This is a genomic window from Sphingomonas gellani (assembly GCF_900110035.1).
GTDB classification, from domain to species: domain Bacteria; phylum Pseudomonadota; class Alphaproteobacteria; order Sphingomonadales; family Sphingomonadaceae; genus Sphingomonas; species Sphingomonas gellani.
Genome location: NZ_FOCF01000009.1, coordinates 106,834 through 124,201, shown reverse-complemented (window position 1 = coordinate 124,201; position 17,368 = coordinate 106,834). Strand labels below are relative to the sequence as shown.

Here is a 17,368-nt window from a genome sequence, read left to right as displayed (position 1 = left end):
TCGATGGCTGCGGCGCCATCTACGCCGGTCATTCCTCCAATTGCCGGTAGGTCGGCCAGCCAAGCCGCCTTCTACGTCAGACCATGTACTGGTGGGCGAGGACCTGCCAGTCGGTGGCTGGCCCGGCATCGTAGAGGGTGTTCTGGTCGAAGCCTTGGCCGTTGGACTGCCACACCGAGATCGCGCCGCTGGCATTGTGCCACAGGATGTCGGCACGACCGTCATCGTTGAAGTCGCCCAGCTGCGCCACCTGCCAGCTTGCATCCACCGACGCGTTGAATACGCCCCGGGTGAAGCCCTGGCCCGTCGACTGCCAGGTCGAGAGCGCGCCATTGTCGTTGCGCCAGACCAGATCGTCCAGCCCGTCGCCGTTCACGTCCGCGATCCCCGCGACATGCCAGGACGTGCCCACCCCGGCCGTGAAGCGGTTTTCCGCAAAGCCCGTCCCGCTCGCGATCCAGGTCGACACCGTGCCGTCCGTGTTGCGCCACACGATGTCGTCCCGTCCGTCGCCGTTCAGGTCGCCCATGCCCACAACCGACCAGGCAGCGCCCACGGGTCCGTGATAATAGCTGTTCTCCGCAAAGCCCGTACCGGTCGCCGTCCAGGTCGAGATCGCCCCGTCCGTCCTGCGCCAGAGCAGGTCGTCCTTGCCATCGCCGTTGATGTCGCCCGTCGCCGCGATCCTCCAGTCGGTACCGACGGGACCATGATAATAGCTGCCCTGCGCGAACCCGCTCCCCTCGGCAGTCCACACAGCCACCGCGCCGCTGTCCTGACGCCACAGGATATCCGAACGCCCGTCGCCGTTGGCGTCCAGCGTTTCCACCACGTGCCAGCTCGGGTCCACCCCGGCAAAGAAGCTGTTCCGGTGCACGCCCTGGCCGTCCACCGTCCAGCTGCTCACCGCGCCCGCCTTGCCCCACAGAATGTCCGAGCGACCGTCCCCGTTCAGGTCGCCGAGCTGCCCGTCATGCGCCGCCACGCCCAGCACCACGCCCCCGGCCGCCTTTTCCAGCACCAGCCGGCCGGTGAAACCGTCCAGCGTCACCGCCTGTCCGTCGCCCAGGCTGAGCGTGTTGCCCACCCGCGTGTACGCAAAGCCTGCCGGGTCCGCGTCCGTGATCGCGATGCGGTCGCCTGCCGACAGGTCGGTGATCCGGTCCCCCGCCAGCTCCGCACGCGTTCCCTGAAAATGTCCCGACCAAAGCCACCCGTCAGCGTGTCCGATCCCAAACCGCCGATGATGAGGTTGTCGCCGTCATTGCCGATGATAACGTTGTCGAGCGCGTTGCCCGTGCCAGACAGCGGCTGATTGTTGCCCAGCAGCGTCAGGTTCTCGACATTCGCCCCGAACATGTAGTCGAGCGCCGTCATCACCGTGTCCGTGCCGGCTCCGGCCATCTCGATCACAACATCGGCGGGGCTTTCGACATGGTACGTGTCGTCCCCGGCGCCCCCGGCCATCCGGTCGTTGCCCTGACCGCCATCGAGCACATCGTTGCCGCCATTTCCGGTCAGCACGTCGTCACCGCCACTACCGTACAGGTAATTGTCGGAATCATTGCCGATCAGCGCATTGGCCAGCTCGTTGCCATAGGCGGAGGTGGCATCGGTACCGGTCAGGACCAGCTTTTCGACGTTGCCGGGAATGCTGTAGCTGACGCTGCTGAACACGACATCGTTGCCAGCGTTCTCACGCTCCACGACGGTGTCGCCGGGATTGTCGACATAATAGCTGTCGTCGCCGGACCCGCCGTGCAGGGTGTCGGTACCCGCCTTGCCGTCCAGCGTGTCGTTGCCCTCGAACCCGTAAAGCACATTGTCGGCGCTGTCGCCGATGACGACGTCATCGCCAATGGTGCCGGCATCCGACACCGCTTTGCCGAGATCGATGACCTGTACCGATACCGCGCCGATCACCGACAGGTGGCTGCCATCCGCGCTGACCTGGAGCGCGTTGCCATAGCTGGCCGCATAGGACGAATAGCCGTCGCCCAGCGCCGCGCCGACGGGGTAGCCGCCCAGAACGTCCCAATTGGTCGTGTTCAGCACGAACACTTCCCGCGCTGCGCGGTCGAGCAGATAAAGCTTGCTGCCATCGGGGCTGAAGGCGAGCCCGGTCGTGCCGCTGGCGAACGGGTAGCGCTCGCCAAGCTTGGTGACCAGGCGAAGGTTGCTGTCGTAGATGGCAAGGCCGACGCCTTCGGCAATCAGGTTGCCGGTGGGCGAGATCGCCTGGACGCCGCTGTTGAAACCGTAAATGTCATCGGCATACCCGCCATGCGTCGCCGTGATGCCCTGGCCCGCCGTGTACACGTAGATGGGCGCGTCGGAGATGTTGCGTGGGCTGAACAGGATGTGGCTGCGATCCGGCGAGGCGGTCAGCGTACCGGACTGGGCATAGATCTGCGACGAGGCGGTGAAGATGCCGCTGTCGAAATCGAGCGTGGTCAGCGGCACCCAGCCCGAACCGGGATAGTTCTGGGTCAGCAACGCCTTGCCATCCGGCAGGAACGACACATCGGCATAAGAGGCGACATAGCCGCTGAGGTGGGATGTGTACGTCGTGGCGACGCCGGACGTCAGGTCGAGGCGATAGACGTAGAAGTCGGTAGCGCTGTTGAAGCCCGATCCTGTCGCCGGCCCGTTCTGCTGCTCCGTCGCGACCAGATAGCGGCCATCGGGCGAAACATCGATCCCGCCCAATGTCTTGCCGATGGTCCAGCTGTTCGCGAACGCACCGGTCGCGACACTGTAAGCCGTCACCGTTCCACCCCTGGTCGTGTAGATCAGGGTTCCGTCCGGAGAGAACATCTGATCGGTGACCGTGCCCGTGCCGATGCTGCGAATTGCGCCTTCCGGTTGCTGAACCGCCATGTCTCCCCCCCGTTTCGAGATCAGCATAACGAAGACTTCCGGTTCGACAACTGCCGTTGTGAATGGCAAGGCGCCACCGGAGTTTTCACGTCCCGCCGAAATCGAGCCTAGGCGCGATTAAGGAATTGCGCTCTAGAACGGCGCACAACAGTTTGAGGGCATTGATGCTGCACGACCTGAACCCCCAGTCCACGCTCATGGCGCAAGGAGCGCTACGCATGCTCAGGCCGCACCGATTGGCGGGCGCCGAAAAGGTGCGTGTGGGCCGCTTCTTCGATGGCGGCTATGCCATGGTGGATCGGTTCGAGGGGATCGAGGCTGCTTATTCGCTCGGCATCAACGACGACGTGTCTTGGGACCTGGACATGGCCGCGCGCGGCATTCCGGTGTTCCAGTACGATCCCACCATCCCCCAGCTGCCCGAGGATCACGAGCTGTTCCAATGGAAGCCGGTATGGATCGGAGGAACCGTTGATGCCGAAACCAACACCGAGACGCTTGAAAGCCTGATCCGGCAGAATGGCCATGAGAACAACCATGACCTCATCCTGAAGTGCGACATCGAAGGGGGTGAGTGGCCCCTGTTGCAACGCACGCCCAACCGCGTGCTGCGGCAGTTCCGCCAGATGGTGTTCGAGATCCACAACCTGGGCTATCTGGCTAACGGCGTCGACGGCAACAACGTGCGCAAGGCGTTCCTCAACCTCACGGCCTCGCACTATGTCGTGCACGTTCACGGCAACAATTTCGGCGGTTGGCAGGTCGTGGGCGGCATCCCCGTTCCCGGCGTGATCGAAGTCACCATGGTCCGCAAGGACGAAGGCACGTTCGCGGTGTCGGACGAAGTGTTTCCCACGCCGCTGGACATGCCGTGCAATTCAAACGAGGCCGACCTGTTCCTGGGCCGCTTCGAGTTCTGACACCGGACCGGCCTGGCCGGGTCCGCTTTACCAAATCATGACTGTCGACAGAAGGCCGGGGCAGCCGCGCCCGGCCTTTGCGGCGCATCGTGGCTGCAAGTCGTTAACGCCTGTGCCTTAAAAGGAGGCGATCCCTTCAGCACCACGCCACGTCGAGGAATACATGGCCACCATCATCACCGCGACCGATCAGGTCCTCGACATGGAGGAAACGGCACTTGCCAGCCTGCTGAAACCGACGATCGCGAGCGTCACGCCCGACCAGATGGTGTTGACCTATCCCGGCGGCTTCACGGACATGCTGAGCGGCGAAGGCTTCACCATGTCCGACGGCCAGATCAGCGGCGGCACGATCACCCGCATCGACGAGATGCGGGACGATCAGCTCGTTTTCAGCATTTCGGACATCGAGCTGCCGGCTCAGCTTCTGGCGAGCTGGTTTGATGCTGGTGACTATTCGGCGTTCTTCGACCATGTCCTGTCCGGGTCGGACATCGTCCGGGGTGGCGATGGCGACGACCGCATCTACACGCTGGACGGGCCGGATACGGTTCATGCGGGCGCCGGGGACGACCAGATCGATGGCGGCGCCGGCGACGATCTGCTTGATGGCGGAGCCGGCGACGACGTGATTGCCGGTGGCTTGGGCGCCGACACCTTGATCGGGGGTGAAGGATTCGACACCTTCTATGGCAGCCTGGCCGAGCTGGCGGGCGACACCATTATGGATCTGTCGGTGGGCGACCGGATCCAGATCACCGATGCGGACCCGAGCAGCTTTCGATATGTGCTGGACAGGCACCGACTGATCCTGGGTGATGGTGAGATCACGCTGCCCAACGGGCTTGTCGGTCGGCTGGTCAACGTCGCTTCGGACGAGGGCGTGGTGCTGCAGGCAATCAATCACGACCCACACCTGACGGATTTCGACGGCGACGGGCATTCCGACATCTTGTGGACACGCGCGGACGGTGCGATCAGTAGCTGGACGGTCACCGGCAACGGCACGACGGTGCAACCGGCAACCTTTGCGACCGTGGCGGCCGGCTGGCATGCCACCTCCACCTTCGATATGGACGGCGATGGCCGTGCCGACGTCCTTTGGCACAACGACAATGGCGCCGTGGCTGTCTGGAGGAGCACCGGGACCGGTCTCGACCAGGGCAGCTATTACCACGGGCCGGTCGACCCCTCATGGTCGATCGCCGGCACGGGCGACTGGAACGGCGATGGCCGTGACGAGATGATCTGGCGAAATGCCGATGGCGGCGTATCCACCTGGGTCTCCACGGGCAGCGGTTTTACGGAAAACAGCTTCTACGCCAGCGTTGACCCGTCGTGGCGCATCTCGGCGACCGGTGACCTGAACGGGGACGGCAGAACCGACATCGTCTGGCGCAACGACAATGGCGCGGTGTCGACCTGGCTAGCAAGAGGTGATGACGGCTTCGCCCAGAACAGCTTTTCCGACATGGTGGCGACCGGCTGGCAGATCGCCGGCATCGGTGATGTGGACGGCGACGGCAAGGCCGACCTGATCTGGCACAACACGGACGGCCAGCTGTCGCTGTGGCGGTCGACCGGCACCGGTTTCGTCCAGAACAATCCCCTCGGTTCGGTCAATACCAGCTGGAAGGTCGCAGCCGTGGCGGATTTCAACGGCGATGGGCTTGCCGATATCCTGTGGCACAACGACAACGGCGCGATTTCAACCTGGCAGTCGAACGGCGAAGGGTTCGACCAAAACATCCTCTACAACAGCGGCCCCAGCACCGAGTGGAGCGTGGTGCCGCACGTGTGAGCGGGCAACACGGATAGTGATACGTCCGTGATGACGACCCTTTGAACGGGCCGCAACAGCACCCGGTTGCACCAGCCGGATTGACGGGTATCCTTTCACCCGGGGGCGGGACGTACACAGGGGGAGAATGATGGCGACGGCAGCGTTGAACGAGGATCAGCGCGCGGGCATATCGGTCAGCGGCAAGCCTTCCTACACAATCGAGCAGGCCGCGGCCCAGCTCGCCCGCTATGGATTAAGCTGGGCAAACGCACCAGGGCAGGGCGCAACGGTCACCTATGCCTATCGTGCCACCGCGCCGGAAACGATGCCGGAGGGCACGGGCGGTTTTCAGCAATTCTCCTCTGGCCAGATCGATGCGACGGAAAGAGCGCTGGCCGCTTGGGCAAGCGTGGCCAACATCACCTTTGTTCGGGTAGGCAGCGGCACCAGCGGCAGTGCCGCCTATTCCAACAACGCCACCATCCTGTTCGCCGACTACAGCACGGGCGAGAACGGCGCGACCGCCTTCGCCTATCTGCCGGGAGATCGGGCAAGCAGCGCCGTGCAGGGCGACGTCTGGGTGAACTCGACATTGTTCGAGAACATGGACGGTCGGCTCGGCCAGAACAGCTATGGCTATGAAACGCTGCTACACGAGATAGGCCATGCCATCGGCCTGTCGCATCCATCCGATTACGACGAAAAGGAGGGCGTCACGCTCTCCTACCAGTCGGATGCGAGCTATTTCGAGGATAGCCGCGAATATACGCTGATGAGCTATTTCAATGCGTCCGACACCGGTTCGGATGTAGGGCGATCGGCAGAGGGTGCATTCGGTCCGTTGATTGATGACATCGCGGCCGCCCAGCGCATCTATGGGGCGAACACGACCAGCCATCTGGGCGACGATGTCTACACGGCTTTGCCGAACTGGCGCTCCATCTGGGACGCAGAAGGCATTGATACGTTCGATTTCTCCAGAGGATCGAGCAATCAGAAGATTGATCTGCGGCCCGGCTCCTTCAGCGACGTGGACGGCTTCCATGGCGGTCTGTCGATTGCACTCGGCACCATCATTGAAAACGCGAACGGCGGATCTGGCGACGATCAAATCATCGGCAACGCAGCCGCCAATATCCTGCACGGCAATGGCGGAAACGACCTGCTGCGTGGCCTGAGCGGCGATGACACCTATATCGGTGATAGCGGCGACGATCGCGCCCTGTTGAGCGGCAGCGTTGCCGATTACAGCCTGCTGACAGCAAAGGGCGGCGCACTGCTCCTTCAGGTCGCTGATGGCAGCGGCAGCGCATGGATCGATCCCAGCACGGAAATTGTCCAGTTCGGCAACGGGCAGTATCTCGCCTATCGCGACGTCACGGCCTATGTGCGCTCGGCGCAGGTAGGCGGCACCACGATCGCAGCGCGCACGATCGGCGAAACCCGCAGCGACGGAACCTCCGCTCTTGACCTGCTGTTCGTGGATGGCAGGGCATCGGACTATACCTTGAGCCGCGACCAGCGGGACTCTTCCGTCGGGGTCACCGGCGATTTTGTGCTAATCAATCGGCGTGACCCGGGCAATATCGTCCATGTCGGGGAAGCTATCGACCAGCTTCATTTCCGGGATGGTCAATATCTGTCGCTGCGCGATCTTTCGGCCTATGTTTCGGGAACAAGCACGCTTGCAATCGGCGGTACGCAGAACGATCTGCTGTATCGTAACGCTTCCTACCATTACGAAATCTTCGTCGGCGGGGGTGGCGATGACATCCTGTTCGTAGACGGAAACGCGACCGACTACACTGGTCGGACGTTCACCGGCACGTCCGAGCCGGATGGCAGCCGTCGTTCCGGGTTCAACCTCGTCGCACGCGCCGGCAATGCCGAGCTATTTATCGATTCCAGTGTCGAGATCGTGCAGTTCCGCAACGGCCAGTATCTCGCGCTGAAGGACATACCCGCTTATGTCGGGTCCGCCGGGGCGCAGGCGGGCGACGTGCATGTCGCGACACATGGCCAGATCAGCTCTTCATGGCACAGCATAGCCGCAACCGGCGCGTTCGATACCGTCTACGTGGAAGGCAATGTCGGCGACTACCGGCTGAGCAGGAGTTCTGACGGCGCCTTCATTCTAGACAATGGCCGTGACCCCCTCTTTATATCGCAAGGGATAGACGTTGTTCGATTTGGTGATGGCCAATATCTGTCTATCACCGATCTACCAGCCTATATGAGAGGCGGCACTTTTACCAACGGCACTGATCAGGACGACCTTCTCTGGGCAGGAAAGGGTGCTGATCAATATGTCTTAGGCAGAGACGGTTTTGACAATTTGTATCTCGACCACAACGTGGCAGATTATTTATTGCATCCGGTTATAGACTTTCTGGTTCCTTACGATCCATACGCCGGTGCATCCGTCAGTTACAAGCCGGCGGAATATATAACTGGATATGAGCTTGTTTCTAATAACGGCTCTGAGAATATCTATGTTGATAGGTCGACAGAAGTTATACATTTCCAGGATGGACGTTATCTGGCTTTTGGCGATCTTCCATTTTATATTCACGGGCTTGGCTAAACCGCTGAATTCTCTGGTGGCCAGCGAAACGCGCACTGTCTGTCGCTTGGGCCAGATCCGTGTGACTTTTGTACAACCAGTCAGCGGATTGGATGAACAGGACTGTTGATTGAACAAGGCGATGGCGATGGTCACAGCCATGAACGATGATCAGTGCCGGTCCTTGGTTTGGTAGGCGCCCCCTGCCCCCAAGGAATTCAATCGCAGATGATAAAGGACATTATCATCTGTTGAGCATGCCGGCGGCAGGTTGCGGCTTGTTGCATCGGGACTGATCGCTACAGAGGCGGCTTTTCAAGGGTTGTGACAAAGGACGGGCCGCACATGGTGCAGGACAAGCGGGTGGTGGTCATCGGGCTCGGCTATGTCGGGTTGCCGCTTGCCGTGGCACTCGCCAAGTCGTTCGATACCTGGGGGCTCGATATCGACACCGGGCGCATCGCCGAACTGGAAGGCGGCAACGACCGCACGGGGGAGATCGACGCGGAGCGGCTTGCCGCGTCCACCTTGCACCTGACATCCGACCCTGCGGCGTGCCCCGGGGCCGATTTCTACATCGTCACGGTGCCGACCCCGGTCGATGCCGACAACAAGCCCGACCTGTCGATCGTCATGGCCGCCACGCGCACGGTCGCCGGCATGCTGGAGGTCGGGCGGCAGTCGATCATCGTCTACGAGAGCACCGTCTATCCCGGCGTGACCGAGGACATGTGCGGTCCCGAGCTGGAGCGGGTCAGCGGACTGACCTGCGGCAAGGACTTCTTTCTCGGCTATTCGCCGGAGCGGATCAATCCGGGTGACCGCGAACACACGGTGGACCGGATCACCAAGGTCGTGTCCGGCCAGACGCCGCAGGTGCTCGACGCCATCGCCGACCTTTACGGTCAGGTGACCACGGGCGGCGTGTTCCGCGCCGCATCGATCAAGGCGGCCGAGGCGGCCAAGGTAATCGAGAACGCGCAGCGCGACATCAACATCGCCTTTGTCAACGAGATCACGCAGATCTTCGCCAGGATGGACCTGTCCGTCTGGGACGTGCTGGCCGCGGCGGGAACGAAGTGGAACTTCCTGCGGTTCGAACCCGGCCTGGTCGGCGGACACTGCATCGGCGTCGACCCCTTCTACCTGGCGCACCGGGCCAGCGAGCTCGGCTGCGATCCGCGCATCATCCTGGCCGGGCGTGGCATGAACGACGGCATGGCCGGCTGGATGGCCCGATCGATCCATGACTGGCACGGCCGGCCCGCCGGACGCGTCCTGGTGCTCGGCCTCGCGTTCAAGCAGGACGTGCCGGACCTGCGCAATTCCAAGGTGGTCGACCTGATCGCCGCCCTGCGCAACCTTGGCCACGAGGTCGACGTGTACGACCCGCTCGTGTCGGCGGAGGAAGCACGGCACGAATATGGGCTGGACCTGCTGCCGGACCCTGCCGGGGAGCGTTACGACCTGATCGTGCTGGCCGTGCCGCATCGCGAGCTGATCGACGGGTTCGATCGCTTCGCCCGGTTGCTGAGTGAGCATGGCGCGGTAGCGGACCTAAAGAACGCCTTGGCCGTGGCGGCTCCCGCAGGCGTGCGTATCTGGACGATGTAGCAGGCCGCCCTACATGGTCCCTGTGCGGTCATGACCCGCGCGAGTTCGAGGTTGGTGTGGTCCTGAATCTGTTTCGCCGCGTTTCGGCAAGTATTGCAACCAAACGCAAAGCGTCCGGTCCCGTGGGCAAGCGGCTTTATGCCGTTGGCGATATTCACGGCCGTCTCGATCTGCTCGATCAGCTGCTGGACCTCATCCGGGAGGACATACGTCAGCGACCGGTGGAGACTGCCGTGCTTGTCTTCCTCGGCGACCTGATCGATCGCGGCCCGGATTCGGCCGGCGTCATCGAACGGTTATCCGGACTGCGGGACTTTCCGGCCAAAGCACTGTTCCTGCTCGGCAATCACGAAGAGTTTTTTTTGCGCGTCCTGAATGGCGAGGACGGGCTGGTGTATGACTGGCTCGGTTTCGGGGGCGACGCCTGTGCGGAAAGCTATGGCGTTTCAAGCGCGCCGCTGAAGGCCATGGACGAACACCGGATCGCCGAGGTGCTGGCCGCAGCCATTCCGCCCGCGCATATCGAGTTCCTGAAGAGCTTTGGGGACACTGTCCGCTTTGGCGACTATCTGCTTGTTCATGCCGGCATCCGTCCAGGCATCCCTATTGAGGAACAACAGCCCCACGATCTACGCTGGATCCGTCAGCCCTTTCTGTCGGACGGGCATGATCATGGCTGTGTCGTCATTCATGGCCATACCGTCAGCGACGGGGTCGATCACCGGCCCAATCGCATCGGCATCGACACCGGCGCATACCGCACCGGCATCCTGACCGCAGCCGTGGTCGAGGAGACGGATGTTCGCTTCCTTGCAACGGCCGGAAACGCTCCGGGTTGCAGCTAGGCGCTGAAAATTGTAGACTTCGATGTCAGCGCTGGCTCCAGCCGCGAAACGGTTTCAGGACAATATGATGACGAGAAGCGGATTGATTGGCCGGGCGACGTTGGTTGGCTCAATCATGCTGCTCTCGGCCTGCGCGTCGGGACGCGGCGGCAGCATTCCTTATGGAGTCAGCAACTTCGGCGCTCCCGACGGCCCGAAGGTGGTAAAGGCCGATCAGGGTTACAAGCTGACGCCCCTCGACAAGGTCACCGTGATGGTGTTCGGGGCGCCCGACCTCAGCCAAGACTATTCGGTCGATCAAAGCGGCGGACTGACCATGCCGCTGGTCGGGCGGGTCGATGCCGTCGGCCTGACCACGTCCGACCTGGCCGCCGTGATCGCACGCCGGTTGAACGAGAAATACCTGCGCGACCCCAACGTCACCGTGGCCCTGAAGGAATCCGCCAGCCAGGTTGTCACAATCGACGGATCGGTCAAGCAGCCGGGCGTGTTCGCCATCACCAACAATTCGCTTACACTCGTTCAAGCCATCGCGATCGCCCACGGTCCGGACGAACTGGCCAATCCGCACCGGGTGGCCATCTTCCGCATGATCAACGGCAAGCGCTCCGCCGCGGCCTTCGATCTCACGAAGATCCGCCGGGGCGAGGAGCAGGATCCGACCGTTTATCCCGGCGACACGATCATCGTCGACGGGTCGGGCCTGAAGTCGGCACAGCGCGGCCTGCTGCAGTCCGTACCGCTCGCCGCCATCTTCCTCGCGCTTTGATGCTTCTGTCCTAGGACCCTATCTACATGGCAAGCTCCGGAGCTGCGGGCTCCACAAACCTGACCGTGAATCCCGATCAGCGCCGCGATGTCGCGCCCATACCGCTCGAGGGAGGGTATGGGAGCTATGAAACCGGCCGCACCGGCAACCGGGACCTGTCCTTGTCGCTGCTATGGCGGGTGGCCTATGAATGGCGGTGGCTGATCCTCGCCACGATCGGGGTTGCCCTTGCCGGCGCCGTGCTGATCACGCTGCTGACACCGCTGAAATACCGCTCCACCGCCTCGCTCGAACTCAATCCGCCCCAGGTTGCGATATTGAACGACGAAAGCAGCAAGGGTGAGCGGCAGAACGCCGCAAGCGACGCCAATTTCACCGGCACGCAGCTTAACCTCCTCAACAGCCGGGCCCTGGCGCTGCGGGTTGCACAGGACCTGAACCTCGCCAGTGATCCGGCGATCGTGGGCGAAGGCACCGACCGCAACGCGAATACGGAGACTGCCGCGGGGTTCGTGCAATCCGGGACGAAGGTGCGCCTGCAACCGCAGAGCCTGATCGTGAACGTCTCGTTCGTGGCGCGCGATCCGGGCCTGGCAGCCCGTGTCGTGAACGGGATCGCGGACGCCTATATCGCCACCAGCATCGAACGCCGTTACCAATCCTCATCCTACGCGCGCGACTTTCTCCAGCGCCAGATCGCCAATACCCGCCGCGATCTGGAGAAGTCGGAACGCCAGCTGACCGCCTATGCACAGCAGCAGCGGCTGATCAGCACCGGCGCAGGCACCGCCGATACGGCCAGCGACACAAATTCGCTGACCGGAAATTCGCTGGTGGCACTCAACAACGCGCTAGCGACTACGCAAGCCCGCCGTATCGCGGCCGAGCAACGCTACCGCGAGGCGATGATCGGCGGTTCCACAACCGAAATCAGCGCCAACGCGGCCCCGCTGCGCGCGCAGATCGCCGCGCTTGATGCGGAATATCAGCAGAAGCTGCGGACATTCCGTCCCGATTATCCGGACATGGTCGCGCTGCGGGCCAGGATCGACGCCCTGCGCGCATCCGTCCAGAGCGAAACGCGGAGCGCGAAGGCAGACCGGGCCGGGTCGCTGCGACAGGATTATCTGGCGGCGCAGGCCGAGGAAAACCGTCTGCGAGCCCAGGTCGCCAGCCTCAGCAACTCGGTGCTGGACCAGCGCGGCAAGCGTATCCGCTACAACATTCTGCAACGCGACGTGGACACCAACCGCACGCTCTACGATGCGCTGCTGCAGCGCTACAAGGAGATCGGCGTCGCCGGCGGTATCGGCACCGCGATCGCATCCGTTGTCGATCGGGGGCAGGTCCCCGGTGGCGCATTCTCGCCCAACCTTTACCTCAACCTGCTGATCGGTGCCCTTTTGGGCCTGATCGTGGGCATGCTCGCGGCCCTTGCGCTCGAATTCATCAACGACACCATCAAGTCGCCCGAGGATGTCCGCAACAAGCTGAACCTCGCATTCCTTGGCGGCATCCCGGATGCCAAGGCCGCCAAGCCGGTCGACGAGCTGAAGGACCCGCTGTCGCCGGTGGCCGAGGCCTATCTGTCGACCGCAACCGCGATGCAGTTTGTGACGGAGGGCGGCGCGCCCAAGACGCTGCTGGTCACCAGCACCCGTCCCGCGGAGGGCAAGTCGACCTCCGCCTGGGCCCTTGCGCACAGCTTCACGCGACTGGGCAAGACGGTGCTGATGATCGATGCCGACATGCGCCGGCCCGCCTTTGTCACGGGACGTGAGAATATCGGCCTGTCGCATATCCTGACCAACACGGGCTCGCTGAGCGAGCACGTGCTGCGCACCGATGTCGAGAATCTGTGGATCATGCCTTCGGGCACGATCCCCCCCAGCCCTCCCGAGCTGCTCGCCTCGGCACGGTTCGCGTCCCTGCTCGCCGACGCGGCCGCGACGTTCGACATCGTCGTGGTGGACGGCCCCCCCATCCTTGGGCTGGCCGACTCTCCCCTGCTTTCCACCGTGGTGCAGGCGACGCTGATGGTCGTCGAATCCGGCCGGACCCGCACCCGTGCCGCGACCGAGGCGCAGAACAGGATGCGTACCGCAGGCGCGCACATGATCGGCGCGATCCTGACCCGGTATCAGGCACAGGCGGCCTATGGATACGGCTATGGCTATGGCCAGAAGCAGGACCAGTACCGCTACGTCGCCGACGACAACAACAAGAAGCGCCGGATCATGCTGGCCGTTCAAGATGAAGAGTGACGGCTTGCGGAGCATGCGCGGACTGGTGTCCGCCCTGCTCCTGGCGCTTGCGGGGACAGCGCTGGCCTGGCTGTGCTTTCGAACGGCGATGGTCAAGGTTCTCCCGCCGACCACGCCCCTTGTCGCGCAGCTGGCGCCGCACAATGCGGATGTCGTGCTCAGCAAGGCGACGCGCGCGCTTGTTCAGCCCGGGAGTAAGGGGGAATCCGTCACGCTGGACAGCGTCCGGCGTGCCGCGGCTGCCGCGCCGCTGGACGCGCGTCCATACCTGATTGTGGGGCAGCAACAGCTTGCCAGCGACCCGCGCCGGGGCGTGGCGACGCTGGAGGCCGGTCAGCGGCTCAATCCGCGCCAGCGGATTATCCATGTGCTGTTGCTCGAACAATATCTCCGCACGGAGAAATACGACCAGGCGGCCGCACAGTTCTCCGTCCTTGCCCGGCTGGTCAGCCAAGCGCAGCAGCCGATCGCCAAGGGCGTGGCGTTGATGGCCATGGCCCCGGATACGCGGGTCGCGGTGCAGCGCACCTTGCGCAAGAATCCCAATCTCGAGCGAACGGTTCTCGCCCTGCTCGCCCAAGGTGATGCGTCGCCGGCCAGCATTTTCGACCTCGCCAGTCCCGCCGCCCTCGCCAATGCTGGCGACAAGGATAGCTGGGGCCCGGTGCTGGTCATGCGCCTGGCGGAGAGCGGCCGTTACGACGAGGCGCATGCGGTGTGGCAGCGCATCTACAGCTTGTCGGATACCCAGATCGGCGCACCGATCTTCAACGCCGGCTTTCAAACGTTGCCGGCCTCACCACCGTTCAACTGGACGTTGGCAGCCGGGACGCTGGGCGCGGCCGATCTGCGCAACGGCAGCCTCGCGGTCGATTATTATGGTCGCGACAGCGGCGACCTGGCACGGCAACTGCTCATTCTGCGTCCGGGCCGTTACCGATTTTCCTTTGCTTCCGAAGGGGGCAAGTCGGATGCGGCATCGAGCCTCGGCTGGCATCTCGTCTGCACCACGGGGGACAAGTCCGCATTGATGAGCGCGCCCGTTGTTGGCTCGTCCGGGACGCGCCGAACGGCCGTTGATTTCACCGTGCCGCAGGACTGTTCTGCCCAAAGCCTGACCCTCCGTGGAGAGGCAGGCGAATTTCCGGCACCTCTCGACACCACGCTGCGCAATCTCGCTCTTAGCCCAATAAACGGAGCGCGGCCATGACCCGCCACATGGTCGTCCCCATCTATCTCCTTGCGTGCCTGCTGCTGGGCGGGGCGAGCCAGGCGGGGATCGCCGCCAACCTGCTGCTCCAGATCATGGCCATCCCGCTGATCGGATGGGCTCTTTGGCGATTGGCGCAGGACGGCACGTCGGCGCAAATCCGCATACCGCTGGCGCTGATGGGTCTGCTGATCGTGATCGCCCTGTTGCAGCTGGTTCCCCTGCCCCCAGCCATCTGGACCGCGCTGCCGGGCCGCGGGTCCGTGGTGGAGGGCTATCGATTGCTGGGCGTACCCCTGCCTTGGCTGCCGTTGACCCTGGCCCCCTACGAGACCTTGGCCAGCATTCTTTGGCTGCTGCCCGCCTTTGCCACCTTGCTGGCCGTGATCGTCCTGGGAGCGTTTCGCGGCCGGGCCATCGCAGCGGTGATCGTAGCCGTCACCCTGGTGTCGGTGGCGATCGGCGCGGTCCAGGTCGTCGGCGGAACAAGCGCCTATATCTACGAAAAAACCAGCTTCGGCATAGCGGTCGGCTTTTTCGCCAACGGCAACCATTATGCGACCCTGATGCTGGTCTGCATCCCGTTCCTGGCCGCGTGGCAGACCGCCTTGCTCAAGCGCAGCCGGTCGGCACGCAACGCGTCCGCGATCCGGTTGCTGGTGGTGGCGGCCTATGCCGTGATTCTGGTCGGACTGCTAACCAACGCGTCGCTTGCCGGCATCGGACTCAGCGTGCCGGTGACGCTGGGCACCTGGCTGGTCTTCGGCCGTCAGCGGCCACAGTTGCGGCGCGGCCTGGCCATCGTGGCGGCGGTCGCTACCATCGCCGCGCTGCTGACCATCGCGATCGGCCCGTTCGGCAACAACCTGTTCGGCGAGCAGAAGAAGGACGTCGAGCTGACCCGGCAGACCTCCTTTGCCCTCACATGGCGCGTGGCCAAGAATTACCTGCCGATCGGGTCGGGCACCGGCAGCTTCGTGCCCATCTATCGCACGCAGGAACCGCTTTCGACCATCGGCCGGACCTACATGAACCATGCCCATAACGACTGGCTCGAGCTGCTGCTGGAAACGGGGATCGTGGGCATAGTCCTGGCAGCGGCGTTCCTGACATGGTGGGTGTCGCGGGTACGGGCGATCTGGCGCGCCGAGGAGCCGGACCGGTTCGCGCAAGCGGCGGTGATCGCGACGGCTGCGATCATGCTGCACAGCACCGTCGACTATCCGCTCCGCACTGCGGCGCTTTCCGCCGTGTTCGCGATGTGCATCGGGTTGATGTCGGGGATCAGGCCCTATGTGCGGCCTCGCCGGTCCGAGCAGACCGCGAGGCATCTCAGCCTGTAGAACCGCAGCATGGGCGCGATCGGTAACGGCTCAGCCTGCTTGTAACGCGCGCAGTTCGCGCGCGTAACGCTCCAGGATGATGCGCTCGTCATAATCGCGCTCCGCCCTGACCCGGCTGGCGACGCCCATGTTCGACCGCGCCATGGCATCCAAGGTCCGGTAGGCCTCCATGGCGTCGACCAGTGAGGGAATGCTGCGCGCCTTGCACAGAAACCCGTTCACGCCCTGCTCGACGACGTCGCGGCAGCCCGGCGTGTCGGTGGTGATGATGGCCTTTCCCATCCCCGCCGCTTCTAACAGCGAACGCGGTGTGCCTTCCGGATAGTAGCTCGGCAGCACGACACAGTCGGCATCGGCGACAATCGGGCGGACGTCGCTGACCGGATCGATCAGTTCGACAGCCCCATTACGACGCCATCGATCCAGCGTTTCCGCATCGACACCGCCTGGGGAATGATCCGGGATGCCGAGCATTCGGAATGCCACGGCATCACCGTGACGCCGTCGCATCAACTCTGCCGCCTCGACATATTCCGCCACCCCCTTGGCGCGCAGCAGCCGGGTCACCAGCAGAAAAACGATTCTGCCGTCGTGCGCACGATATCGGGGAACGAAGCGGGCGAGGTCGACACCCGAACCCGGCAGGAGCCCCGTACGATCTTCGCTCGTCAGGCCCTCCGCCAGGAAATGAGCGCGGTCATCGGGGTTCTGGAAAAACACGCGCCGGGCGCCTTTCAGCCCGGTCGCATACAATTGGCGCACAACCCAGTTCAGCGCGCCCCGCTTCAGAAACGCCGTGCCGAGGCCAGCGATATTGGCGATGCGGGGTATGCCAAGCATGCGGCACGCCATTCCGCCATAGACGTTCGGTTTCACCGTGAAGCCGAGATAGGCGCAGGGTTTCAACCGGCCGAGAATGCGCAGATAGGCCAGCAGCAATCCCGCATCAGCGATCGGGGACATGCCCCGCCGGTCGATCCGGATGGGTACGAAATCGACTCCCAACGCTGCCAGTTCGCCCTCACGACCATCCGGCGGGGCCACTGCCACCACATGGTATCCGCCGGCCACCAGGCTGCGCAGCAGCGACTGGCGGAAGTTGACGAGGTTCCATGCGGCGTTGACGGAGATAACGATCGTCGGCTTGGTCATCGCCGCGCTAAGCTCATTGCCACCA

The 17,368-nt window shown here is 63.5% G+C and carries 12 protein-coding genes; 9 read left to right on the top strand and 3 right to left on the bottom strand.

The features are described from left to right. Positions 1–76 precede the first annotated feature (76 nt). Complete coding sequence (locus BMX37_RS15735) at positions 77–1,087, bottom strand: FG-GAP repeat domain-containing protein (RefSeq protein ID WP_170842025.1); 1,011 nt, start codon at positions 1,085–1,087, stop codon at positions 77–79. Then, on the bottom strand, positions 1,048–2,880 hold the full coding sequence (locus BMX37_RS18560) for a calcium-binding protein (protein WP_170842024.1): 1,833 nt from the start codon (positions 2,878–2,880) through the stop codon (positions 1,048–1,050). The genes BMX37_RS15735 and BMX37_RS18560 overlap by 40 nt, the downstream gene beginning before the upstream one ends. Positions 2,881–3,098: 218 nt before the next feature. Between BMX37_RS18560 and BMX37_RS15730 the strand changes: the two genes are divergently transcribed. The 9 genes from BMX37_RS15730 to BMX37_RS15690 all read left to right on the top strand — a co-directional run bounded on the left by BMX37_RS15730 (position 3,099) and on the right by BMX37_RS15690 (position 16,191). Beyond that, positions 3,099–3,800 (top strand): FkbM family methyltransferase, encoded by a 702-nt coding sequence (locus BMX37_RS15730; RefSeq protein WP_170842023.1) that lies wholly within the window; start codon positions 3,099–3,101, stop codon positions 3,798–3,800. Positions 3,801–3,963: 163 nt separating this feature from the next. Further along, positions 3,964–5,601 carry an FG-GAP-like repeat-containing protein gene (locus BMX37_RS15725; protein WP_093666728.1) on the top strand — a complete coding sequence of 546 codons (1,638 nt, stop codon included), beginning with the start codon at positions 3,964–3,966 and terminating at the stop codon, positions 5,599–5,601. Between the two features lie 130 nt (positions 5,602–5,731). Continuing rightward, a complete protein-coding gene (locus tag BMX37_RS15720; RefSeq protein ID WP_212611463.1) occupies positions 5,732–8,167 on the top strand; it encodes a M10 family metallopeptidase C-terminal domain-containing protein in 2,436 nt (811 codons plus the stop codon). A 324-nt stretch (positions 8,168–8,491) separates the two neighbouring features. After that, complete coding sequence (locus tag BMX37_RS15715; protein ID WP_093666726.1) at positions 8,492–9,760, top strand: nucleotide sugar dehydrogenase; 1,269 nt, start codon at positions 8,492–8,494, stop codon at positions 9,758–9,760. A 56-nt stretch (positions 9,761–9,816) separates the two neighbouring features. Further along, the gene (locus BMX37_RS15710) at positions 9,817–10,605 is read left to right on the top strand and encodes a metallophosphoesterase (protein ID WP_093666725.1); all 789 of its coding nucleotides are present in this window, start codon (positions 9,817–9,819) and stop codon (positions 10,603–10,605) included. A 115-nt stretch (positions 10,606–10,720) separates the two neighbouring features. Next, positions 10,721–11,374 (top strand): polysaccharide biosynthesis/export family protein, encoded by a 654-nt coding sequence (locus tag BMX37_RS15705; RefSeq protein ID WP_170842022.1) that lies wholly within the window; start codon positions 10,721–10,723, stop codon positions 11,372–11,374. 26 nt (positions 11,375–11,400) lie between these two features. Then, positions 11,401–13,638, top strand: coding sequence for a GumC family protein (locus tag BMX37_RS15700; protein WP_093666723.1), 2,238 nt, complete (start codon positions 11,401–11,403; stop codon positions 13,636–13,638). 13 nt (positions 13,639–13,651) lie between these two features. Continuing rightward, entirely contained in the window at positions 13,652–14,848 is a 1,197-nt protein-coding gene (locus BMX37_RS15695) for a hypothetical protein (protein WP_244501633.1), read from the top strand. Further along, a complete protein-coding gene (locus BMX37_RS15690) occupies positions 14,845–16,191 on the top strand; it encodes an O-antigen ligase family protein (protein ID WP_093666721.1) in 1,347 nt (448 codons plus the stop codon). Before BMX37_RS15695 ends, BMX37_RS15690 begins: the two co-directional genes overlap by 4 nt. Before the next feature lie 30 nt (positions 16,192–16,221). Here BMX37_RS15690 and BMX37_RS15685 read toward each other — a convergent pair whose 3' ends face one another. Continuing rightward, positions 16,222–17,343 carry a glycosyltransferase family 4 protein gene (locus BMX37_RS15685; protein ID WP_093666720.1) on the bottom strand — a complete coding sequence of 374 codons (1,122 nt, stop codon included), beginning with the start codon at positions 17,341–17,343 and terminating at the stop codon, positions 16,222–16,224. Between the last annotated feature and the right edge of the window lie 25 nt (positions 17,344–17,368).

Bases quoted from the DNA above. Each gene is read 5' to 3' on its own strand.
- BMX37_RS18560 (WP_170842024.1), bottom strand. From the start codon at position 2,880: ATGGCGGTTCAGCAACCGGAAGGCGCAATTCGCAGCATCGGCACGGGC.
- BMX37_RS15730 (WP_170842023.1), top strand. From the start codon at position 3,099: ATGCTCAGGCCGCACCGATTGGCGGGCGCCGAAAAGGTGCGTGTGGGC.
- BMX37_RS15725 (WP_093666728.1), top strand. From the start codon at position 3,964: ATGGCCACCATCATCACCGCGACCGATCAGGTCCTCGACATGGAGGAA.
- BMX37_RS15720 (WP_212611463.1), top strand. From the start codon at position 5,732: ATGGCGACGGCAGCGTTGAACGAGGATCAGCGCGCGGGCATATCGGTC.
- BMX37_RS15715 (WP_093666726.1), top strand. From the start codon at position 8,492: ATGGTGCAGGACAAGCGGGTGGTGGTCATCGGGCTCGGCTATGTCGGG.
- BMX37_RS15705 (WP_170842022.1), top strand. From the start codon at position 10,721: ATGCTGCTCTCGGCCTGCGCGTCGGGACGCGGCGGCAGCATTCCTTAT.
- BMX37_RS15700 (WP_093666723.1), top strand. From the start codon at position 11,401: ATGGCAAGCTCCGGAGCTGCGGGCTCCACAAACCTGACCGTGAATCCC.
- BMX37_RS15695 (WP_244501633.1), top strand. From the start codon at position 13,652: ATGCGCGGACTGGTGTCCGCCCTGCTCCTGGCGCTTGCGGGGACAGCG.
- BMX37_RS15690 (WP_093666721.1), top strand. From the start codon at position 14,845: ATGACCCGCCACATGGTCGTCCCCATCTATCTCCTTGCGTGCCTGCTG.
- BMX37_RS15685 (WP_093666720.1), bottom strand. From the start codon at position 17,343: ATGACCAAGCCGACGATCGTTATCTCCGTCAACGCCGCATGGAACCTC.